The following is a 21,541-nucleotide window of genomic DNA, read 5'->3' as shown; positions in this document are numbered from 1 at the left end:
GCTCCTACATTTTATCTTATTTGTAGAAGCTTGATTGATCAAGCCCCTGTTATTACAGAATAAAATTGATAGATTGGAGTGAGATTATGCTGTCCATTGATGAATTGATAAAGAAAACTGAAAACCGTTATTATTTAACTACAATAGTGGCGAAGCGCTCTAAACAACTTAATCAAGGCGCCAAACCGTTGATCGAAATTCAAGAACCAGACAAGCCGCTTTTTATTGCCTTAAATGAAGTTGCTGAAGATAAAATTAAGTGGTCAAAGGAGACGACATGAATATTTATTATCCTCCGCAGTTCTGGAAAGATAAAAAAATACTTTTTGGAATGACCGGGGGGATTTCTGCTTATAAAGTTGCTGGATTTATCAGTCACCTAGTTCAGGTAGGAGCGGAAATCCAAGTCATTATGACCGAAGCTGCAAAAAAATTTATTGGAGAAATTACCATCAACGCATTAACCCGTAAGCCGGTTTATTCCAATCTATTTGATTACGGCGAAAAAATTCTCCATATTCATTTGATGAGAGAATATGACAACCTGGTGGTAGCACCAGCTACAGCGAATATCATCGGTAAAATGGCAGGGGGAATAGGTGATGACCTATTAAGCAGCTGTTTTTTGGTTGACCCGAAAAAGGTCATTTTGGTTCCGGCGATGAACGTTGATATGTGGAATAATCCAATCGTGCAAGAAAACATAAAAAAACTTATTGCGATTGGGGTCAGAGTCATGGATCCTTCATCGGGAAATTTAGCTTGTGGAGAAAGAGGAACAGGCCGGCTTCCCGAACAAGAGGAGTTTTTAGAAGCTCTTTACTATTTCCTTGGTTCGAATCGATCTTTAGAAGGAAAAAGAGTATTAATTACTTCTGGTCCAACTCGTGAATACCTTGACCCCATCCGTTATCTAACCAATTCTTCCAGCGGTTTGATGGGATGTTCGCTGGCGGCTGCTGCTCGGGCTCGTGGAGCTTCTGTGATGTTGATTGGCGGTCCAATGTCGGTGAGAATTCCATCGGGCGTAGATTACCTTCCCATCATTTCAACCCAGGATTTGGAAAAAGCAACTCTTGAACAATTTGATAAGGCAGATATCTGTATCATGAATGCCGCTGTAGCTGATTATCGACCGTCAATTCCCTCTCCTGCAAAGATAAAAAAACAAGGAAAAAATGAACTGGTTCTTAATTTAACCCAAAATCCCGATATTCTTTCTGAACTAGGACGCAGAAAGGTTTCTCAATTATTAGTCGGGTTTTGTGCTGAAGATAGAGATATTGTTTCAGAAGCTCGTCGAAAATTGCGGCAAAAGGATTGTGATGTGATGGTTGCCAATCATATTTTACCAGGAGAAAGTGGTTTCGAAGTAAATAACAATAAAGCCTGGGTTCTCGATAAGAATGGTGTAACGCTTGATTTTCCTTTAATGGATAAAATGGATTTGGCTGAAACGATCATCGATCATCTGGTTGTTCTTTTATCTTGTTTAAAATGAAGTCTGTGTCAGTTGCCCTCCCACTTCCGATTTACAAAGTGTTCGATTATGATGTGCCACAAAATATTAGCGAAAAAATTCAACCAGGAACAATGGTTGAAGTTGAATTTCACGGATCCCATCGTTTTGGGTGTGTTTGGTCGGTTAATTCGATTGAAAAGGATAAAGAATATGAATTAAAAAGTATTCTATCTTGTCTTCCGCTTGAACCTTTAGCCGACTGGCAGTTGGAATGGGCCAAAAGAATTGCTAATCAAACCTTTTCAAGTTTGGGAGAGGCACTGGAGCTATTTATTCCCAAGTATCATAGGTCATGGGAAAAATGGACCAGTCGACGAATATTTTTAGCAAATGAGGATGACGAATATTTTCTTGATTTAAAAAAATATGGTGTCGATCACTTTTCCCAAGGAATGAATTTATTTATTTTTAAAGATTTATTGGGTATCACTTCAAAAAAAATCGACCAATTGATAAAAAAAAATCGGATCACAATTGTTGATGAAGACTTTCAGAAAAATCAATATCGTTTGCCTCCTCAAAAATGGGCAAAAAAATGGTGGCAAAGGGGAACTATAACCGAAAGCTTGAATCTTTTGGGAAAGCTGATTGAAGATAGCTTCAGTCGGGGCTTGAAAGTCTTCATTTTGCTTCCCGGTCCGAAAGTTTTAGATTATTTTTTGGAAAATTTAAAAACTCTATATCCCTTGGTTCGTTTTCTTTCATTTGATGGAAGATTAACAGCTCGGAAGAGGATGCTAGCCTATCAAATGATAAGAGAAGGATATTATGACGTTTTACTGGGGACTCGTTTAGCTCAGTTTTTACCGATTCACCAAATTGGTGTTCAAGTCTTGTTTGATCCCAACGACTTTGGCCATTATTCTGATCAGCAGCCGCATTATCATTCTTTCCATTCTTTAATAGAGAAAGTTAATATTACCGGTGGGGACCTGCATATTATTGGAACTATACCCGATTTAACCATTTATTTTGGATTGCAGGAGGGGTATTTTGAATCCCAAACGGGACAAATAAAACGATTTACCAAAGAACACAAGTTGGAGTTAGTAACCTATGAACAGAGAAAAACGATTCTCCCGCAATTGATACAAAAAGCCATTGCTCAAAATATCACCAGTCAGCAAAATAGCATTATCTGGGTCCAAAAAACCGGATATTCGGTAGCTTTGGGTTGTTCCGATTGCGGTTTTTATTACTCCTGTTCCGATTGCGATGTGGCATTGAGATTTTACCAGAAAGAGAGAATTCTTCGGTGCCCTCGGTGCGGGAAGAAGGTTGTCCCGGAGAGCTTTTGCCCGGAATGTCACGGGCCTTGGATGAAAACTTGGGGTGATGGTATTGAGAAAGTGTATCAATTTTTAAAAAGAATATTTTCCGGAGTACACATTGTAAAAATCGCTTCGGATCAAGAAAGAAGTGAACTAAATGTGAAAGAAGAGGAGCCGATGATTATTGTTGGAACTTCAGCAGCTTTGCATGAAGAACTTTTAGCTCACTCGACTCTTTTTATCATCCATTCCTTTGAAGATTGGTTATTTTTACCGGAATTTCAAGTACGGGAAAAATTTTACCAAAACATCCAGCGAGCACTTTATTTTTTGGGTGCATCAAAACCAACCAAGACAAGAGTTATTATCGAAACCTCCAATCAGTATCAAAAATATATTGATCCATTTTTCCATCCCCCTGCAGAATTTTATAAACAAGAATTGGAAAAAAGGAAAAAATATAGATATCCTCCCAGTCAGGGCCTTCTTCAGGTGATAGCTCGTTCAAGGAATAAGTTAAACCGTGAGATGGTTCTAAATAAGGTAAAAAATGAATTGGATGAGAAGTCGTTTATAATAGATGGTCCTTTTCCGGGAGACAGCTATCTTAAGAAAGCAGGATGGAGTGACCAACTGGTGATAAAATTTGAACCAGCGGTTTTGAGCATTCTTTATGATAAAGTTACAGCTGTAGTTCAAGCCAGAAAAAGCACTGGGGTTGAGGTTGATTTTAAAGTTTATAATACTCTGCCGCATAAGGTAACGGATGACCTCTGATAGGGCTTGGTATCAATTTATGACAACCGATGGTAAAGACTGAGTAGTTTGGTTAACTTCTTTCTTCGTAGATTCGTTTGCTCCTTCTCCCTTGATGGAAGGGTGGGATGAGGGTGAAAGTTCTGATTAAAAACAGGTTTGATGTTTTTAGAATAAGATTGATAAATTATGGTCTTGTTGATAAGAAATATTAGAAAAAAGGTGGTATAAATGGCGGATTTAAATATTGAGATATATGGAAGCCAAGTTTTGAGGCAAAAAGCCGAACCTGTTCAAAATATTGATGCTAAAGTCAAAAAAATCATACAGGATATGTATGACACTCTTCATGAAAAGTCTGGTTTGGGATTAGCTGCCAATCAAGTGGGGATTCTTCGACGATTGGTTGTTTTAAACAATCCAAACATCAATGAAGATATGGCTTTAATTAACCCCGAATGGAAAGAAGTCGATACCGAAAAAGAAACGGGAGAAGAAGGGTGTTTAAGTGTTCCTGGAATATATTCAAAGGTCAACCGATTCCGGAAAATTCAGGTTACAGCTCAAGATGTTCAAGGGAAGCAACTGGATTTTTTAGCTGATGGTTTATTGGCACGGATCGTTCAGCATGAAGTCGATCATCTCAATGGAATTCTTTTTATTGACCGATTGAGTCCGACTCGTCGTTTGGTTTTAGCCAGTAAATTATCAAGAATAAATTCGAATGGTGATAATGGATGACAAAAGTCGTTTTTTTAGGAACAACTCCCTTATCGATTGGAGTTTTACGCTCTCTTTTCGATGCCCAGTATAATATTGCTGCAGTTATTACCCAACCTGACCGCGAATGTGGAAGAGGCAGAAGATTAACCCCTCCACCGGTCAAGGTTTGGTCCCAAGATCATGATCTCACAGTTTTACAACCGGATAAAGTGAATCGGAAAGAATTTTTAGAAGTAATGAATGATGTTGCTCCAGATGTTATGATAGTAGCTGCCTTTGGACAAATATTACGTTCATCGCTATTAGAGATTGCTCCCTTTGGATGCATAAACGTACATGCCTCGCTCCTTCCTCGTTATCGTGGTGCTGATCCAATTCGATGGGCGATTCTGAATGGCGAAAAAAAGACTGGCGTCAGCATCATGTTGATGGACGAAGGAATAGATACTGGTCCAGTTTTGGCGGTTCGTGAAGTAGAGATTGAAAGTTCTGATGATAGCAATACCTTGGAAAAAAAATTAGGGGAAATTGGTGGAGAATTGTTAGTGGAAATTCTTCCCGACTGGATTGCCGGGAAGATCAAACCGATTCCACAATCGGATGATCGAGCGAGTTATGCAGGAAAAATTCCGAAAGATCTTTATCAAATCAATTGGGATCGTTCAGCTGAAGAAATCGTTCGCCAAATTAGGGCTTTTGCTCCATGCCCAGGTGCTTTTGGGTATTTTCATCAAAAACGCCTGAAAATTATTAAAGCACACGTTTACAAACCAGAGGAAAAAGTAAAAGCTGGTCAAATCATTCGGTATGAACCCGATGTTGGGCTATTAGTGGGAACCGGAAGGGGAATATTAGCGATAGAAGAGTTGCATCCAGAAAATAGGAAACTTCAATCCGGGCAAGAATTTTGTTGTGGATATCATATTCAACCGGGAGATGAATTTTATTAGGAGGTACACGGAATATGTTTTATCCTTTTGATTATACGTTTATTTTATTGATTCCGGCACTCATCCTGGCTTTTTATGCCCAATCAAAAGTAAAGAACACCTATGCAACTCTTTCACAGAAACGTTCTCGGGCAGGTTTGAGTGGATTAGAAGTTGCCCAACAGCTTATTCAACAAAATAATCTTTCCCTGCGGGTTGAAGAGACCCCAGGACAGCTAACCGATCACTATGATCCATCTCGAGAAATACTCAGACTTTCTACCGGTGTAGCTCGGGGTGGTTCAATAGCTGATTATAGTATTGCTGCGCACGAAGTTGGGCATGCATTGCAAAAGCGCGAGAAATACGGGGCTTTTGCCTTGCGTTCGATTTTGGTTCCTGTGGCCAGTATCGGTTCACGAGCCGCTTTTCCGCTCTTTTTTGTAGGATTAATCTTTTCTTTTCGATTTCTCATGGATATTGGGATTATCTTCTTTAGCGCGGCAGTTTTATTCCAGGTGGTTACTCTCCCAGTGGAATACGATGCGAGCCGTCGAGCCTATGCAGCCTTAACCAATTCTGGTATAGTTGCCGGGGACGAACAGCCGGATATTAAAAAAATGCTAAATGCGGCAGCGTTAACCTATGTAGCTGCAACCGCCATGGCTGCTTTACAATTATTACGTTTAATTCTTCTTCGTCAAAGCCGAGACTAAAAGTATTGACTGGTGAAAATATTATGTGAGGGAAGCCAAAAGACGAACTCCACCTTGCTTTCTTTTCTTCCTGGTTTCATTTTATCTAAGGCGAGGGGATCGGTATTTTCATCTTCACCAGCGGCAAAGAGGAATAGGAGAATTGAACCAAATAGTTTTTAAAAAGTGCCGAAAGGATTTATGCCCATAACTGTGAACGTTCGTTTAGAAGCTTTTCTTATCTTGAACCGACTTTTTCGAGGAGAACCCATTTTTTTAGATAAACACTATTCATTATCAATAAAAACTGGTGAGCTTTCAATTCCCGACCGTTCCTTTTTAGTTCACTTGGTTCGAGGAATCGTGAAATTTTATCCCCAACTTCAGGAAATTGCCTCAGTCTATCTTCAAAAACCCAAGGGTCTTCCCAAAAAGGTTCAAATCATATTGTATTTGGGGCTTTTTCAACTGGCGGTGGATACCCGCATTCCGGATTATGCGGTGGTGTCGGAGACTGTCGAATTAGCTCGTCATACTCATTCCCATCCTTGGATTAAACTGGTCAACGCTGTCTTACGCAAGGCGGCATCGGAAAGAGTCCGTTGGTGCAAACAAGCGGAACAGTGGGGCATGGTTCTTCCTCAATGGTTAGAAGGATATTGGAGAAGGTTTTTGACCGAGGGCGAAATGAACCAACTGAAAAAATCCCTGGTTCTTCCTCCAGTTCTTTATCTTCGAGTGAATCCTTTAAAAACGGATTCACAAAAACTCATTACGATTTTATTAAAAAAGTATTCTATCGTCTCAAATTCACTGCCCTTGCTGCCCAATGCTCTTAATACTGGTTTGGATTACACTCAATTAGTTGAAACTGACGAATATCAAAAAGGATATTTTTCTATCCACGATTTAAGCTCTCAGGTCATGGTCCATCTTTTTGATCCTCAACCAGGTGAGAAGATTGTTGATATTGGTTGCGGCTCAGGAGGAAAAACCTTAATGATGGCTCAGATGATGAAAAATAAGGGTTGCATATATGCGGTTGACATTTACCCGGAAAAATTAAAGACTCTTGAAACTTTGGCTCATCGCCAAGGAATTGATATTATCCGAACCATTGCAGTTGATGCAACCCAGTCCCTTCCTCAAGAACTAATTGATGCCAATCGGGTTTTTGTGGACGCTCCCTGTTCCGGCTGGGGAACACTACGAAGAAATCCTGAAATTGGAATTATTAGAAAAAAATCTGATAACCGACCTTTTGCTGAAAAGCAGTTTCAACTTTTATGCCATGCCTCTGCATTAATAAAAAAAAGTGGTATTATATTGTATTGTGTTTGTACTTTGACACCGGAAGAAACCGAGGGAGTAGTTGGAGCCTTTGAAAAACTGAATCCTGGAGAATGGGAAGTAAATTTACCTGGAAATAGTTTGTTACAACCTGAATTGAAACCAACTATCTTATCCGATGATAAATCATATGTAATATGGCCTCATTATTTTAATTCCGATGGTTTTTTTGGGAGGGCTTGGAGGAAACTGTGACGGCGAAAAAGGGAAAAACACCAAACCTTTTTTTACGAATACTGCTAACAGTAATTGCCTTCGGTTTAGGAGTGGTTCTTAGCGGCTTTTTTGGGTTAATGCTTTTGCAGTATTCGGTTAGTGCGACATCACTAGCGGTGCCGGATTTCCGCAACCAAGACTTGGTGACTGCGGTGAATTTAGCATCAAAAATGGGTTTACAGGTTGAAGTAGCCCGAATAGAAAATCGCTCTGATCGGATTGCGAACCAGGTATTGGAACAAGATCCGCTTCCGGGGGCTGAAGCCAAAAGAGGAAGAAAGGTTAGGGTTGTAATAAACGGTTATATTGGACAAGCACAAACTGGAGGAGTGGCTGTCACTCCAGCGGTAACTCAAGAAGTCACGATGAGCAGAGTACCGGATGTCCGGGATTTAAGCTTAAGCGAAGCCCAGAACCTTTTAGAAACCAATGGATATCGACTGGGTCGAGTGGTGGAAGTGACCCATGAAGATGTATTAAAAGGTACGGTTATATCTCAGGATCCGCCCGCCGAGAGCACACTTCCATTAGGAAATCAAGTCAGTCTTTTGATTAGCAAAGGTGGTACCGAGGCAATTGTTGCAACTCCACCGGCAAAAATACTGGTTCCAGATTTAATTGGATTAAAAGTTGAAGAAGCCAGGCGGCTTTTGGCTGAAATGGATTTATCGGTTGGTCAGATTGAAGAAGTTGTCATGCCGGAAAGAAATCCTGGCATTATCATCGGCCAGATTCCAGAATCCGGCCAGGAAGCTTCTCCAGGACAAACTATAAATCTTCAAATTGTGCAGGCAGTTCAAGACTTACAAGATTTAAGCCTTCGATTCGCTTTACCTGATGCCAGAGTCCCAATTATAGTGAGAATCGTAGTAAATGATGAATTGGGAGAACGGGTGGTTTACGAAGAAGAACATCAGGGTGGAGAAACGGTGGAAATTTTATCACGAACGAAGGGGAAAGGGAAAGTCCTGATTTATTTAAACGGTTATTATTATTGGGAAAAAGAATTATAAAATGCTTGAATAGGTGGTGTTTATGGCACTATTAGCCCCTTCAATTTTGTCTTGCGATTTTTCTCGTCTTAAAGAACAATTACTCATGGCTCAAGAGGGCGGAGTAGAGGTGATTCATATTGATGTTATGGATGGGCATTTTGTTCCCAACATTACCTTTGGGACCTTAATTGTCGAAGCAGTTCGGAAAATACTACCGAAAGCTTTTCTGGATGTCCATCTCATGATCCAAAACCCCCAGGATTGTTACCTTGATTTTATTCATGCTGGTGCTGACAATATTAGTTTTCATTTGGAAGTTGTTCCCGATTTTGATTTTTTAATCAATCTTATTCTAAAAGCTGGTGCCAAAGCTTCATTGGCTGTTGCTCCTGGAACACCAGTACACATGCTCGACCAGATTCTCCCGAAATTATATATGGTGTTGCTGATGACCGTTAATCCGGGATTTGGAGGACAGAAAATCATCCCCGGTATGGACCAGAAAATTATTCAATTGAAGAAAAAAATTAAATTGCGAGGGTTGAATACTTTAATTGAAATTGATGGTGGTATTCATGAAAACAATATTGAGTATTTAGCATCTTGCGGTGCATCGATTATTGCTGCTGGTTCATTGATATTTTCCCAAGAAGACAAAATTACCCAAAAAGTACGCGAAATATCGGATAAAATCAAGAGGTTTTAATATGGGTTTAGAGGAAAGCAAAGTTTTTTGTAATAAAAAAAGCGTAAGCAAACTTACGCTTTTTTTATTTTTCCAGCCTTTAAACAAGAGGTGCAGATGTTCATTTTTACCGAATGACCATTCAAACGTACTCGGACTTTCTGAATATTTGGTCTCCACATTTTTCTTGTAACTCGGTGGGAGTGGCTGATCTTATTACCAAAAACCGGTTTTTTCCCACAAACTTCGCAGGTTGCCATTTTGAATTCACCCTTTCTCGTCATTTTCACGTTTCGACGAGTAATATAGCACAAAGGAAATGGTAAATTCAACTCATTCTTACCAAGTGATAAAAATCTTTCCGTTGTCTTAGCTCTCATATCAGGTTACAATACCATCGGGTGCAATCAAAATGGAGATGGATAGAGAACGACTAAAAAAAATCATCGAACAAGAATCTCAACGACTGGATAATCAAACTGTATTTGGTGGATTTGATCAATACCTAAAAAAAATGATCCAAAAGCTCTCTATTTCAGTTCCTGAAGAACTATTAATCGATGTCGATAGGTATCCCCAAATGTCGAACTCAGCCAAGAGTATTTTTCTGAGAGATCTGGAAACCTACCTCAAAGATGGTCATCAATCACAACCTTTTACACCCCAACCTTCGCCACCCACCAAGTCGGTGGATTCTCAGCTTTCGGTTCGAACCATAAATGGAGTTGGACCAGTTGTTGAAAAACAGCTCAATCGATTGAATATTTATACCCGAGAAGACCTCATTTTTTATTTTCCTCGTCTTTACCAAGACCGAGGACAGATTATTCCTATTGCCAAGGTAGGAAGCTCAGTTTTACAGACAGTAATGGGAATGGTGGTTCGACACGAACGAATAGCGACCCGGAGAGGGCGATTATTGAAAATAGTGATTCAAGACAAAACTGGGCAAGTCTCTTTGGTTTGTTTTAACCGAGATTTTTTGGCTCGAATTCTCACACCGGGGAAAAAAATCCTCCTCACCGGTTTTTTTCAAATGGCTTATGGAAAGAAAGAAACCAGTCGTTTTGAGTATGAAATTATCGATTCTGAAGATATTCAATTTGAATCCATCCTACCGGTTTATGGTTTAACCGATGGGCTTACTACTAAAAAATTACGTTCTTTAATCGATACAGCGCTTAAGACAACATTGTCCGTTTTTCAAGATACTATTCCTCAGCCTATTCGAGAAAAATATCATCTTCAAAGAAAACCCGAAGCAATTTTAGAGCTTCACCATCCGAGCCGATCTTCATTTTCTGAATTGAATAAGCATCGATCTCGATCACAAATTGCCCTCATTTTTGAGGAATTTCTTCTTTTTGCTTTAAGTCTTAAGGTTCGACGACATCAAATTCAAGCTTGTCGAGTCCAACCTATTGTTCTCGATCGGAAATTCATTGATCATTTTGTTCAAAAACTTCCTTTCGAGTTGACTTTCGCTCAGAAAAAAGTAATAAAACAAATAGAAAATAATCTGACCAGTGGCAGCCTCATGAATCGGTTGCTCCAGGGAGATGTTGGTTCTGGGAAAACCTTGGTCGCTATCATAGGGGCTTTGTATATTGTAAAAGCCGGACAGCAGGTTGCTATGATGGCACCAACCGAAATCCTCGCTGATCAACATTATCTGCGTTGGAGCCAAGTATTAAAGGATTTTGGGATCGAAGTAGGTTTATTAACTGGTGGTCAAAGCAAAGAAAAAGATGAAATAATAGAGAAAATCAGTGAGGGGAAGGTACATTTGGTTATCGGGACTCATGCTCTGTTGGAGGATTATGTTCAATTTAATCAATTGGGATTGGTCATTGTCGATGAGCAGCATCGTTTTGGTGTAAAGCAACGCTCCCGATTAAAAGAAAAAGCTGTCGTTCCTCATCTTTTGGTGATGTCGGCAACGCCCATTCCCCGAACTTTAGCCTTAACTCTTTATGGAGACCTGGATATTTCGGTTCTTGATGAAAAACCAGTGGGGAGGAAACCGGTTGAAACCGTCGCTTTTTCTATGAAAGAACAGGCTCAAGCCTTTCAACAGGTAGGCTCTTTTTTAGAGAAGGGACAGCAAGCTTTCGTGGTTTGTCCGGCAATTGAGGAAAGCGATCTCGAGTTAAGCAATGTGAATGAGGTTTATGGACAGCTTAAGAATAAATGGTTTCCTCGTTCCCGAGTTGAGTTGATACATGGAAAACTTCCTTCAAAAGAGAAGGATGATATCATGATTCGATTTTCTCGGGGAGGAATTCAAATCTTGGTTGCTACATCGGTGATTGAAGTGGGAATTGATGTGCCCAATGCCAATGTAATGGTCATTGAAAACGCCGAACGCTTTGGTTTGGCGCAACTTCATCAACTGCGGGGGAGAATTGGTCGAGGAGATCAAGTTGGTTTGTGTGTTTTGCTCTACCAGGGGAAGAGTCAAGATATACAAAAACGAATGGAAATAATGGTCAATACCGATGATGGGTTTCTAATTGCTGAGGAAGACCTCAAAATGAGAGGACCGGGAGAATTTTATGGGGTTAGGCAATCGGGAATTTTGGAATTTCATTTAGCCGACCCTTTTCGGGATTGGAAAATTTTGGAAAAAGCTCATGAAGAAGCGAATTTTATTCTCCAAGATGATCCCCGACTACAGAAACCGGAAAATCAAATTCTCAAAAAAGAAATTGAAAGACGGTTTTTCCAGATTTCATCAGATGAATTACTGATCGAAGCTTGAACGAAACCAATATTTTAAGGAAAGGAGTGGGTATGTATTTATTCGTCACTCATCGTGTTAATCTAAAAAGACGGGTAGGTTTAGCATGGGGTATCTGCATATAACCGGAGGGTTAATCAAAAATCGAAAAATTATCGGACCTCGGAATCAAAAGACTCGTCCGATGCAGTCATTTCTTCGAAAAACCTTGTTTGATTTAATACCTCCTTTATCGTTAGAAAATTCTATTGTATGGGATATATTCGCCGGATCAGGGGTGATAGGCCTTGAAGCCTTAAGCCGAGGAGCTGGCAAGGTTTTTTTTGTTGAAAAGGATTTGAAAATGACTACCGTGATTCGAAGAAATGTTGAGCTGTGTGGTTTTCGGGACCAAACCCAAGTTCTCTATGCAGATTTTTTCAACTTAAAACGCTGGGTTCCCAAAGTTGATCCTCCAAATATCGTCTTCCTTGACCCTCCCTTTTCGACTAATCCTGTTGAAGTATTGGAAAAAATGTATAATTTATTTGAGTTGGTAAAAAACAGTTTAATTGTTATCCGTTTTTCAAAAAAATCCAGCGCATTATTTGAATGTTCTTTTTATCAGGCTAATCGCCGAACCTACGGCGACAGTGTTTTAATGTTTGGTAGTTTTTGATAAATGGGAGGGCTGCCATCAGGTTGAGGAAACTTGGGAAACTTATAGAAAGGAAGAGGTATATTGATAGCGATTTATCCTGGTAGTTTTGATCCGGTGACCAATGGACACCTTGATATTATCATTCGTGGAAGTAAAATATTTGATAGCTTGATTGTGGGTCTTTTAAAAAATCCTAACAAAAAGCCTCTGTTTACCGTGGAAGAACGGGAAGCTATGATGTTGGAAGCAACCAAAGGCCTAAATAATGTTACGGTTGAGATATTTCAGGGTCTTTTGGTGCAATTTGCGCGACAAAAAAATTGCCGTATTATTCTACGTGGTTTGAGAGCAATATCTGATTACGAATATGAAACTCAAATTGCCATTACTAATCGCAAAATATGCCCAGAGGTAGAAACATTTCTTCTCCCAACCAGTACTGAATATTCCTACTTGAACTCAACCGTCGTTAAAGAAATTGCCCAGTTCGGGGGATGTATTCGAGGGTTGGTCCCGGAGATCGTGGAAAAAAATTTAAGGAAGAAATTCCGAGTTTAGGGCAGGTGGTTGCATGACAGTTCTTAGAGAAATGAGTCTTTTTATGGTAAACTAAAAAGCTTGTTTCATATTCTTTTTTAGAAAATTAAGGTTTTTTTAGGTTAGAGATTTAATAAAAACCCAATAGGGGATTGAGAAGGGAGACAAGGATGGAATGAATGTTTTGGAAGAAATCCGTAACCGTGCGAAAAGCCTTAAAAAAACCATAGCGCTTCCCGAATATGACGACGAAAGAGTTCTTCAGGCGGCAGAAATCGCAACCCGAGATCAAGTCGCAGCTATTCAATTAGTTGGTGATCCAACCATTATCGAACAAAAATCAAAAAGTTTAGGAATTTCTCTATCCGGAGTTGAAATAATCGATCATAAAAAAGACCAACAAAGATCCGAATACGTTCAATCACTTTACGAGTTGCGTAAGGGAAAGGGTCTTACCCAAGAACAGGCTGAGCAATGGCTAGAAAGCAGCATGTATTATGCGTGCATGATGCTTTACCATGATCGCATAGATGGGATTGTATCGGGAGCATCACTTTCCAGTCCCGATGTTATCCGTCCGGCTTTGCAGATCATTAAAACTACTCCTGGAGTAAAATTGGCCTCAAGCTGCTTCCTGATGGTTGTTCCTGATTGTCCATATGGGTCAAATGGAGTATTTCTCTATGCTGATTCTGGATTCAATCCTAACCCTAACTCGGAAGAACTTGCTCATATTGCCCTCACGACCGCTCGTTCGGCAATTCAGCTCTTAGGTGTTGAGCCGATAGTCGCCATGCTTTCTTTTTCTACCAAAGGAAGCGCCCGACACGAGTTGGTTGATAAGGTTATCGAAGCGACGGCAATTGCTCATTCTTTAAAACCCGAACTGCTTATCGACGGTGAGCTGCAAGGAGATGCTGCTTTGGTTCCCTCAGTCGGGGACAAAAAAGCTCCTGGAAGTAAGGTAGCAGGGAAAGCGAATGTTCTTATTTTCCCCGATCTCAATGCTGGAAATATTTGTTACAAACTAACCGAACGCTTGGCTCGAGCAACTGCCATAGGACCAATATTGCAAGGGTTGGCTAAACCGGTTAATGATTTGTCGCGAGGATGTAAAGCGCAAGACATCGTTGATCAAATTGCCGTGACGGTTTTGCAAACGCAATTTTAGGTTATTTTTTTTTCAAAGAAGGTATTTCATTTTTGTGAGGGGAAGGACATTTATTGATTAGAATTCATCTTTGGAATAAATTTGAAGGAAAATAATTCGAAGAAAAGGGATGATTGAAATTGAATATTTTAGTGGTAAATTGCGGGAGTTCAACGGTTAAATATGAGTTGCTCAGCATGAATGATAATACCGATAATCAAGTTATTGCCAAAGGATTAGTAGAGAGGATCGGCATTCCAGGTTCTCGTCTCGAATATAAAACCAACCATCAAGTATCCTATTCCAAAGAGAGGGAGGTTCCGAACCACCGGATTGCATTGGAATGGATTATCGAAGTGATGACCGATCCTGAAATTGGGGTTATTAAGGATCCATCAGAAATTGATGCTGTTGGTCATCGGGTTGTCCATGGGGGAGAAAAGTTTACTGCTTCAATTCTTATTGATGATGAGGTTTTGAAAACCATTCGAGCCTGTTCAGAGTTAGCACCCCTTCATAACCCACCAAATATTTCTGGAATTGAAGCCTGTCAGGCTCTTATGCCAAAAGCCCCTCAGATAGCCGTATTTGATACTGCTTTTCATGGCACTATTCCTGAGTATGCCTATATCTATGCTATACCCTATGAATATTATGAAAAATTTGGTATCCGTCGTTATGGTTTCCACGGTACTTCGCATCGATATGTGGCTGGAAGAGCAGCTAAGATGATGGATAAAGACCCTTCCAAGCTGCGTTTGATAACCTGTCATATGGGTAGCGGAGTTAGTTTTACCGCGATTAAAAACGGGAAATCAATTGATACATCAATGGGTTTTACTCCCTTGGAAGGTTTAGTTATGGGAACTCGTTCCGGAGATTTAGACCCCTATATTCTCCTCTATTTGATGGAGAAGGAGAACCTTTCGACGAAAGAAATGGATCAGATCTTAAATAAGAAAAGTGGTGTAGTTGGGATATCGGGAATTTCAAGCGATACTCGTGATATCGAAGCTGCAGCTCCAACCAATCATCGTGCCCAGCTAACGCTCGATATCATAGCCTATCGAGCCAAAAAATATATTGGAGCTTATTATGCTATTCTTGGAGATCTGGATGGAATTGTTTTCACAGCTGGCATAGGAGAAAATTCATCTTATATTAGAAAAACCATTTGTGAGGGTCTTGAACCTTTAGGAATTTCTATAGATAAAGATAAAAATACCGTAAGGAGGAGGGAGGCTTTCATAAACTCTGAACAATCGAAGGTTAAACTTATGGTTATTCCAACCAATGAGGAGTTCATGATTGCCTTGGATACCTACCAGTTAGTTCATGATTTGGAGAGATGATTATGAAGGTTTATATCGGTGATGTAAAGAAAGAGGTGGGATGGACAAGCAAAGAAAGTCTCAGTAAAAACTTTCCGCCGCTTTCTTTTGGTGAAGAAAAAATTCCCTTTGCTCAGCCAGTTCGAGTGGATTTGACAGTAACCAATTTTGGTCCGGGACTGTTGCTGGAAGGAAAAATTGAAACTGCTTTGATTTTTCCTTGTTCTCGATGTCTCGAACCTTTTATCCATAAAATGGAAGCTCCTCTAAAACTTGAATTTCGTAATCTTGACCGGATTACCCGAGAATCGGATTTCGAAGCAGAAGCCAAAAGTGCTGATGATATGTATTATTATCATGAAGAGGATGCGGAAATAGATATAGAAAGAGGAGTTATCGATGCTTTGTTGGTTTATTTTCCAATGAAACCGATTTGTGCTGAAGAGTGTCAGGGATTGTGTCCAATCTGTGGAATAAATCTCAATCAAAGTCATTGTGATTGCAAAAAAACCAATATCGATCCGCGCCTGGCAGCTTTAAGAAAAATTAAACTTGAAAAATAAAGTTTAAATGAACTGATATCATAACTATTTACCATAGTTTGCAATATAGAATAAAGTATTTTATACTATGGGGCAATCAAAACCGACCCCAATTTGAGATGTGTATTTTCCCATAATTAGTTACTCTTGATTATTGGAAGGGTATTCTATTATAATGAGTTTTCATTTTTAATATAAAAGGGTAAACTTGGTGTCGTTATCCGCACCAGATGAGGATGAAAATGAGTTGCCCCCCTCACCCTGACCCTCTCCCACGGAGGGGCGAGGGAAAAAAGAACAAAAGAATTCAGAGTTCCTTCTCCCTTGATGGGAAGGTGAGGATGAGGGTGAAAGCCCAGAATGTGATCCTGGTTAATTGTTCAATATGGTTTACCAATAAAAAATCATTCCGGTGTTTTCAGGATAAACCCTAATGCCACTTTCGTGGCACCAGATGAAAATTGAAAATATGTATACGCTGATCAATTTCCCCCTTTAGAAAAGGGGGTAAGGGGGGATTTGATTTTTTTCGCTCCGTCATTGCGAGGAGTGTCCTGTGCGACGTGGCAATCTCATTTAGAATTTTTTTAAAATAAATAAAAGATGAGATCCTCACGTCCTTGAAAAGCGAGGGCTCAGGATGACACCCGAGGTGTCAGATGAGATCCTCACGCGGAAAAGCACCGCTCAGGATGACGGCATTTTTAAGCATTAGTGGATTTTCAGGATAGAATAGATTGCTTATAATATGTGGATGATTTTAGAATAAAACGATTACCAGAACTCAAAAGGTATACGTTTAAGGGAGGACATATACATGGCAAATCTTACTAATAAAACTTCACGATCAAATCGTGACAAAAGAAGAACTCATTGGGTGGTAAAGGCTCCAAATCTGATTGAATGTTCCCACTGTCACGCTCTACGTCTTTCGCATCGGGTTTGCCCAGCCTGTGGTTATTATAAGGGGAAGCAGGTTATCAAATCTAAAGAGTAACCGGAGACCAGTATGAAAATAGCTGTTGATGCCTGGGGAGGAGATTATGCCCCGGTAGAAATATTGAAGGGTATTAAAAATGCGGTTTTCAATGACTTGGAGTTAATTGTTATTGGCTCGAAACAGAAATTATCTCCTCTCTATAGCGAATTAAACATGAACGAAGACCTTTTCCCGATTGAAGACACACCCCAAGTCATTGAAATGAAAGAACATCCAGCTGAAGCTATTCGAAAAAAACCGCAATCAACTATTGTTCGGGGAGTGCAACTTTTAGCTCAGAAAAAAATCGATGCTTTTATATCAGCTGGGAATAGTGGAGCTTTAATGGCCGCTGCTTGGTTTGGTCTGCAACGGATAGCCGATATTGAGCGTCCGGCGATTGCCACTTTGATACCGAATGTCGATTCAAGCACAGTCTTGCTTGACGTTGGGGCCAATGTTGATTGCAAACCAAAGCAACTCCTTCATTTCGGTGTTATGGGAGCCGAATACGCCAAAGCGGCTTTAAACATCGAACGCCCTCGGGTAGGGCTTTTAACTATTGGAGAAGAAGAAGGAAAAGGGAACGAGCTGGTAAAAAGTGCTTATCAATATTTTAAAAACCGCTGCGATTTCCTCAATTTTGAATTTATTGGAAATGTAGAAGGCCATGACATTATCGATGGGAAAGCTGATGTCGTTGTCTGTGATGGTTTTACCGGAAATGCCTTGTTAAAATTTGGAGAAGGACTTCTTGAATTTATTAATAATATGTTGTTTTTGCACATAGTCGATGAAGAGCTCAGAAAAAGACTGAAAGAAGTATGGAAAAGATTTGATCGAAGCGAAATTGGTGGTGCTCCTTTGCTAGGTGTTGAAGGTATTTGTATGGTTTGTCACGGAAAATCAAGAGCTCGAGACCTCACCAGTGCTATTTTCCGGGCGAAAGATTTAGTCGAGCAAAAAATGGCAGAAAGAATTCGTGACGGGTTATCACATCTTAACTGTATTCAGTAAAAGGATTAAAAGAGATGCTATTTCCCATGCGAAAACATTGCTTAAAAAGATAGATAATGATATATAGAGAGAGAAGTTATTTATAACGCATATTGACAACGGATGATATTGAGAACAGGGTCTCATCCCACTTGATGGTATCAAATGAGGATGAAAAATACCTATCTAAATCCGTCATTGCGAGGAGTCCAACCGTTCTTTGGCTGGACGATGTGGCAATCTCTTAAGCCCATTTCCTCATTCTGAGGAGTCCGTTGTTTTTGCCGGACGAGTGAGAATCTCATCCTTTAAAATATTTTTATAAAGAGTAAAGAATTAAAAGGTGAGGCCCTCGCGTCCTCAATAAGGAGAGTTCAGGATGACACCTGCTGTGTCAGATGAAATCTTAATTCGGAATAGCGCCGTTCAGGTAAACGACTTTACTATTAAATATGCAAACCGTGACCTCGTAGTGGGAGGTTTTGTTTTAAGGAAAATATTCTATTAGAACCTATTAACATATGTAAAGATAAGGGATATTGATTATTATAGCTGACCTGAAACGAAGGAGAGATAGGATGGAGACTCGTGTCACCAAAGTGTTAGGAATAAATTATCCCATTCTGCAAGGAGGCATGGCTTGGGTTTCAACAGCACCCCTGGTAGCAGCAGTTTCCAATGCAGGTGGGTTGGGGATTATTGGAGCTGGTGGAATGGATGCGAATGAGCTTCGGGAAAATATTCACCAGGTTCGAACTCTAACTGAGAAACCTTACGGAGTGAACCTCATGCTTCTTTCTCCCCATATCAACGAGCAAATCGAAGTTGTTAAAGAAGAACGAGTCCCAATCGTCACCACCGGCGCCGGGAACCCTTCTCGCTTAATTGATGATTTTTCCGAAAGAGGGATAATAACCATCCCAGTTGTTGCTTCCGTTCAATTGGCAAAAAGACTTGTACGTCATGGCATTCGAGCCATTATTGCAGAAGGAATGGAATCGGGAGGTCATATCGGAGAAATTACTACCATGTGCCTGGTGCCGCAAATGGTTGATGCTCTTGATATCCCGGTGATTGCTGCTGGAGGCATTGGTGACGGTCGTGGGATGGCGGCAGTATTTGCCTTGGGAGCAGAAGGAGTACAGGTTGGAACCCGTTTTGTTTGTTCGAATGAATGTAGTATCCATCCTTTTTATAAAGAAGCTATAGTCAATTCCCAAGATCGATCGACAATAATGACCGGAATGAGTACCGGTCATCCAGTTCGTTGTTTAAAAAATAGATTGACCAGAAAGTTTGAAGAACTGGAAACACATCGAGCAAGCCGGGAAGAAATAGAAGCTTTAGGTTCAGGGAGTTTACGGCGAGCCGTCTGTGAAGGCGATGTTGAAGAGGGTTCGGTAATGGCCGGTCAAATTTCTGGATTGATTCATGATATTAAGCCTGTTTCTGAAATTATCCAAGATATGCTGGTAGAATTTCAAAATACCCTTGCTCGACTCACCCTTTTGGGGAAGGAGTAGGCGTTTAATGGACCAATGGGTATTTCTTTTTCCTGGACAAGGATCGCAGCGAGTGGGTATGGTACAAGATTTTTTAAATCACTACCCTCAGCAAACTCAAGAGTTTTTTAATATTGCTCAGGAAAAAATTGGTGTTGACCTCCTCAAACTTTCTCAGGAAGGTCCAGAGGAGGAATTGAACCTGACTTATAATACTCAACCAGCACTTTTAACTCTAAGCGCGCTCATTTATCAGATAATGAGTTCAAAGATTTCATTTACGCCGGTTGCTGTGGCAGGCCATAGTTTGGGCGAGTATTCGGCGTTGGTTGCCGCTGGTTCGATCAACTTTTCTGATGCCGTTTTTTTAGTTAGAAAAAGAGGAGAGATTATGCAGAATGCGGTTCCGGCAGGGAATGGAACGATGGTTGCGGTTATAGGCCTTCCAGACCAACAGTTAAAGCCACTGATAGAGGAACTCTCACACAACGGAAAGATTGAAATAGCCAATTATAATTCTTCAGAGCAAGTGGTTTTTTCCTTGGAAAAAACCCTGGTTCCTTCGGTAATGGAAAATGCCAAATCGCGAGGGGCAAAAAAAATTATTGAGTTGCGAGTTAGTGCTCCCTTTCATTCTTCTTTTATGAGGGAAGCCGCCCATGAATTTCAAACTATTTTGTCACAAATTTCCATAGCTCAACCTCAGGTAAGGTTTTTAAGTAATGTTACTGCCGATTATTTAAACGATCCAGAAAAAATACGAGAATTACTGAACCAACAAATGGTTTCCCCAGTAAAATGGAAAGATATAATGGATCGACTTTACCAAGATGGTTATCGGAGATTTGTTGAAATTGGACCGGGAAATGTGTTATCAAAGTTGTTCAAACGGGAATACGGTCAGGTTGAGACTCGTTCAATTCAATCAGCATCAGTTTTAAATGAATGGATGAAAGAGGCGTCATAAATGGTTGACTTAAGAAACCAAATTGCTATAATCACCGGAGCTGGAAGAGGAATTGGTTTTGCTACGGCGAAAATATTAGGTGGTTATGGAGCAACTCCCATAATCTGTGATGTTTTGCCGGAGTCGGAACTCTCAAAAACGATAGATCATTTACAATCAAATGGTATTGATTCCTTTTCCTATCGGGTTGATGTAACCAACAAAGAACAAATTGATAAAATGGTACAGGATGTTTTAGAAAGATGGGGTCACATTGATATCTTGGTGAATAATGCTGGTTTAACCAGAGATGCGGCCCTATTAAGGATGAAAGATGAAGATTGGCACCTGGTGCTCAATGTTTGTCTTCAAGGTACATATCAATGCACCAAAAGTGTTTTGAAGTCCATGGTAAAAAGGAGGTATGGTCGGATCATTAATATTTCTTCAGTGGTGGGGGTAATTGGAAATGCCGGACAGGTAAATTACTCATCCGCCAAAGCAGCTATCATTGGTTTTACCAAATCACTTGCCCGAGAAATTGCATCCCGTGGAATCACCGTTAATGCAATTGCACCTGGTTTTTTTGATACTGATATGACCCGGAATTTACCTGAAGCAATTAAGGAAGGGTGGATCAATCAAATACCGGTTGGGCGATTAGGACAACCAGAAGAAATAGCTGAGGCCGTTGCCTTTCTTTCATCACAAGCCGCCGCTTATATTACCGGTCAAACGCTTCATATTAACGGTGGTATGGTGATGTATTAAAACTAATTGAATGGTTGGAGGTGCTGGAAATGGATGTTTATTCCAAAGTTAAAGAAATAATTGTTGATCAGCTCGGTATTGAAGAAGATGATGTTGCACCAGATGCTTCCTTTATTGATGATCTGGGTGCTGATTCTCTTGATATCGTTGAGCTCATTATGGCATTTGAAGAAGAATTTGATATAGAAATTCCTGATGAAGATGCCGAAAAGATTACTTCCGTACAAGAAGCAATTGAGTACATTGAATCAAAATTAAGCTAATT

Annotated in this window: 22 protein-coding genes; 21 read left to right on the top strand and 1 reads right to left on the bottom strand. The window is 40.1% G+C overall.

Annotated features, from left to right (window positions below; genetic code table 11):
* Window positions 1–86: 86 nt before the first annotated feature.
* The 9 genes from rpoZ (at window position 87) to rpe (ending at window position 9,163) form a co-directional block, all read left to right on the top strand.
* Window positions 87–281 (top strand): DNA-directed RNA polymerase subunit omega, encoded by a 195-nt coding sequence (rpoZ, locus tag RT761_RS00515; protein ID WP_218112144.1) that lies wholly within the window; start codon window positions 87–89, stop codon window positions 279–281.
* Complete coding sequence (gene coaBC / locus RT761_RS00510) at window positions 278–1,501, top strand: bifunctional phosphopantothenoylcysteine decarboxylase/phosphopantothenate--cysteine ligase CoaBC (protein ID WP_218112143.1); 1,224 nt, start codon at window positions 278–280, stop codon at window positions 1,499–1,501. Before rpoZ ends, coaBC begins: the two co-directional genes overlap by 4 nt.
* Window positions 1,498–3,570 (top strand): primosomal protein N' family DNA-binding protein, encoded by a 2,073-nt coding sequence (locus tag RT761_RS00505; RefSeq protein WP_246465262.1) that lies wholly within the window; start codon window positions 1,498–1,500, stop codon window positions 3,568–3,570. The genes coaBC and RT761_RS00505 overlap by 4 nt, the downstream gene beginning before the upstream one ends.
* 210 nt (window positions 3,571–3,780) lie before the next feature.
* Entirely contained in the window at window positions 3,781–4,290 is a 510-nt protein-coding gene (def, locus tag RT761_RS00500) for a peptide deformylase (RefSeq protein ID WP_218112141.1), read from the top strand.
* Complete coding sequence (gene fmt, locus RT761_RS00495; protein WP_218112140.1) at window positions 4,287–5,222, top strand: methionyl-tRNA formyltransferase; 936 nt, start codon at window positions 4,287–4,289, stop codon at window positions 5,220–5,222. Before def ends, fmt begins: the two co-directional genes overlap by 4 nt.
* Window positions 5,223–5,236: 14 nt before the next feature.
* Window positions 5,237–5,917, top strand: a complete 681-nt coding sequence (locus RT761_RS00490; RefSeq protein ID WP_218112139.1) for a zinc metallopeptidase — start codon at window positions 5,237–5,239, stop codon at window positions 5,915–5,917.
* 180 nt (window positions 5,918–6,097) lie between these two features.
* On the top strand, window positions 6,098–7,441 hold the full coding sequence (locus tag RT761_RS00485; RefSeq protein ID WP_218112138.1) for an RsmB/NOP family class I SAM-dependent RNA methyltransferase: 1,344 nt from the start codon (window positions 6,098–6,100) through the stop codon (window positions 7,439–7,441).
* A complete protein-coding gene (locus RT761_RS00480) occupies window positions 7,438–8,475 on the top strand; it encodes a PASTA domain-containing protein (RefSeq protein ID WP_218112137.1) in 1,038 nt (345 codons plus the stop codon). The genes RT761_RS00485 and RT761_RS00480 overlap by 4 nt, the downstream gene beginning before the upstream one ends.
* Before the next feature lie 22 nt (window positions 8,476–8,497).
* Window positions 8,498–9,163, top strand: a complete 666-nt coding sequence (gene rpe / locus RT761_RS00475) for a ribulose-phosphate 3-epimerase (RefSeq protein ID WP_218112136.1) — start codon at window positions 8,498–8,500, stop codon at window positions 9,161–9,163.
* Between the two features lie 53 nt (window positions 9,164–9,216).
* Here the strand turns inward: rpe and rpmB are convergent, their stop codons facing one another.
* Complete coding sequence (rpmB, locus tag RT761_RS00470; protein ID WP_218112135.1) at window positions 9,217–9,402, bottom strand: 50S ribosomal protein L28; 186 nt, start codon at window positions 9,400–9,402, stop codon at window positions 9,217–9,219.
* A gap of 152 nt (window positions 9,403–9,554) precedes the next feature.
* Here rpmB and recG point away from each other — a divergent pair, with 152 nt between their 5' ends.
* From recG to acpP, 12 genes are all read left to right on the top strand, one after another.
* Complete coding sequence (gene recG / locus RT761_RS00465; protein ID WP_218112134.1) at window positions 9,555–11,903, top strand: ATP-dependent DNA helicase RecG; 2,349 nt, start codon at window positions 9,555–9,557, stop codon at window positions 11,901–11,903.
* A gap of 85 nt (window positions 11,904–11,988) precedes the next feature.
* Window positions 11,989–12,540: an RsmD family RNA methyltransferase gene (locus tag RT761_RS00460; protein WP_218112133.1), complete on the top strand. Its 552-nt coding sequence runs from the start codon at window positions 11,989–11,991 to the stop codon at window positions 12,538–12,540.
* Between the two features lie 60 nt (window positions 12,541–12,600).
* A complete protein-coding gene (coaD, locus tag RT761_RS00455; protein ID WP_218113379.1) occupies window positions 12,601–13,080 on the top strand; it encodes a pantetheine-phosphate adenylyltransferase in 480 nt (159 codons plus the stop codon).
* A 154-nt stretch (window positions 13,081–13,234) separates the two neighbouring features.
* Entirely contained in the window at window positions 13,235–14,230 is a 996-nt protein-coding gene (gene pta / locus RT761_RS00450) for a phosphate acetyltransferase (protein ID WP_218112132.1), read from the top strand.
* 119 nt (window positions 14,231–14,349) lie between these two features.
* Window positions 14,350–15,561, top strand: a complete 1,212-nt coding sequence (locus RT761_RS00445; protein WP_218112131.1) for an acetate/propionate family kinase — start codon at window positions 14,350–14,352, stop codon at window positions 15,559–15,561.
* A 2-nt stretch (window positions 15,562–15,563) separates the two neighbouring features.
* A complete protein-coding gene (locus RT761_RS00440) occupies window positions 15,564–16,103 on the top strand; it encodes a YceD family protein (RefSeq protein ID WP_218112130.1) in 540 nt (179 codons plus the stop codon).
* Window positions 16,104–16,899: 796 nt separating this feature from the next.
* Window positions 16,900–17,079 (top strand): 50S ribosomal protein L32, encoded by a 180-nt coding sequence (gene rpmF / locus RT761_RS00435; RefSeq protein ID WP_218112129.1) that lies wholly within the window; start codon window positions 16,900–16,902, stop codon window positions 17,077–17,079.
* 12 nt (window positions 17,080–17,091) lie between these two features.
* A complete protein-coding gene (plsX, locus tag RT761_RS00430; RefSeq protein ID WP_218112128.1) occupies window positions 17,092–18,078 on the top strand; it encodes a phosphate acyltransferase PlsX in 987 nt (328 codons plus the stop codon).
* Between the two features lie 557 nt (window positions 18,079–18,635).
* On the top strand, window positions 18,636–19,580 hold the full coding sequence (gene fabK, locus RT761_RS00425) for an enoyl-[acyl-carrier-protein] reductase FabK (RefSeq protein WP_218112127.1): 945 nt from the start codon (window positions 18,636–18,638) through the stop codon (window positions 19,578–19,580).
* Window positions 19,581–19,587: 7 nt separating this feature from the next.
* Window positions 19,588–20,526, top strand: coding sequence for an ACP S-malonyltransferase (gene fabD / locus RT761_RS00420; RefSeq protein WP_218112126.1), 939 nt, complete (start codon window positions 19,588–19,590; stop codon window positions 20,524–20,526).
* Window positions 20,527–21,276, top strand: coding sequence for a 3-oxoacyl-ACP reductase FabG (gene fabG, locus RT761_RS00415; RefSeq protein ID WP_218112125.1), 750 nt, complete (start codon window positions 20,527–20,529; stop codon window positions 21,274–21,276).
* A gap of 29 nt (window positions 21,277–21,305) precedes the next feature.
* Window positions 21,306–21,539 (top strand): acyl carrier protein, encoded by a 234-nt coding sequence (gene acpP / locus RT761_RS00410; RefSeq protein ID WP_218112124.1) that lies wholly within the window; start codon window positions 21,306–21,308, stop codon window positions 21,537–21,539.
* Window positions 21,540–21,541 lie beyond the last annotated feature (2 nt).

Source organism: Atribacter laminatus (genome assembly GCF_015775515.1).
In the GTDB taxonomy this organism is placed as follows: domain Bacteria; phylum Atribacterota; class Atribacteria; order Atribacterales; family Atribacteraceae; genus Atribacter; species Atribacter laminatus.
Note: the sequence above shows the minus strand (reverse complement) of the source record. Positions and strands in the feature narration are given on the sequence as shown.

What these genes read in the sequence shown, in the direction of transcription:
- rpoZ (WP_218112144.1), top strand. Translation starts at nt 87, where the DNA reads ATGCTGTCCATTGATGAATTGATAAAGAAAACTGAAAACCGTTATTAT.
- coaBC (WP_218112143.1), top strand. Translation starts at nt 278, where the DNA reads ATGAATATTTATTATCCTCCGCAGTTCTGGAAAGATAAAAAAATACTT.
- RT761_RS00505 (WP_246465262.1), top strand. Translation starts at nt 1,498, where the DNA reads ATGAAGTCTGTGTCAGTTGCCCTCCCACTTCCGATTTACAAAGTGTTC.
- def (WP_218112141.1), top strand. Translation starts at nt 3,781, where the DNA reads ATGGCGGATTTAAATATTGAGATATATGGAAGCCAAGTTTTGAGGCAA.
- fmt (WP_218112140.1), top strand. Translation starts at nt 4,287, where the DNA reads ATGACAAAAGTCGTTTTTTTAGGAACAACTCCCTTATCGATTGGAGTT.
- RT761_RS00490 (WP_218112139.1), top strand. Translation starts at nt 5,237, where the DNA reads ATGTTTTATCCTTTTGATTATACGTTTATTTTATTGATTCCGGCACTC.
- RT761_RS00485 (WP_218112138.1), top strand. Translation starts at nt 6,098, where the DNA reads ATGCCCATAACTGTGAACGTTCGTTTAGAAGCTTTTCTTATCTTGAAC.
- rpe (WP_218112136.1), top strand. Translation starts at nt 8,498, where the DNA reads ATGGCACTATTAGCCCCTTCAATTTTGTCTTGCGATTTTTCTCGTCTT.
- rpmB (WP_218112135.1), bottom strand. Translation starts at nt 9,402, where the DNA reads ATGGCAACCTGCGAAGTTTGTGGGAAAAAACCGGTTTTTGGTAATAAG.
- recG (WP_218112134.1), top strand. Translation starts at nt 9,555, where the DNA reads ATGGAGATGGATAGAGAACGACTAAAAAAAATCATCGAACAAGAATCT.
- RT761_RS00460 (WP_218112133.1), top strand. Translation starts at nt 11,989, where the DNA reads ATGGGGTATCTGCATATAACCGGAGGGTTAATCAAAAATCGAAAAATT.
- pta (WP_218112132.1), top strand. Translation starts at nt 13,235, where the DNA reads ATGAATGTTTTGGAAGAAATCCGTAACCGTGCGAAAAGCCTTAAAAAA.
- RT761_RS00440 (WP_218112130.1), top strand. Translation starts at nt 15,564, where the DNA reads ATGAAGGTTTATATCGGTGATGTAAAGAAAGAGGTGGGATGGACAAGC.
- rpmF (WP_218112129.1), top strand. Translation starts at nt 16,900, where the DNA reads ATGGCAAATCTTACTAATAAAACTTCACGATCAAATCGTGACAAAAGA.
- plsX (WP_218112128.1), top strand. Translation starts at nt 17,092, where the DNA reads ATGAAAATAGCTGTTGATGCCTGGGGAGGAGATTATGCCCCGGTAGAA.
- fabK (WP_218112127.1), top strand. Translation starts at nt 18,636, where the DNA reads ATGGAGACTCGTGTCACCAAAGTGTTAGGAATAAATTATCCCATTCTG.
- fabD (WP_218112126.1), top strand. Translation starts at nt 19,588, where the DNA reads ATGGACCAATGGGTATTTCTTTTTCCTGGACAAGGATCGCAGCGAGTG.
- fabG (WP_218112125.1), top strand. Translation starts at nt 20,527, where the DNA reads ATGGTTGACTTAAGAAACCAAATTGCTATAATCACCGGAGCTGGAAGA.
- acpP (WP_218112124.1), top strand. Translation starts at nt 21,306, where the DNA reads ATGGATGTTTATTCCAAAGTTAAAGAAATAATTGTTGATCAGCTCGGT.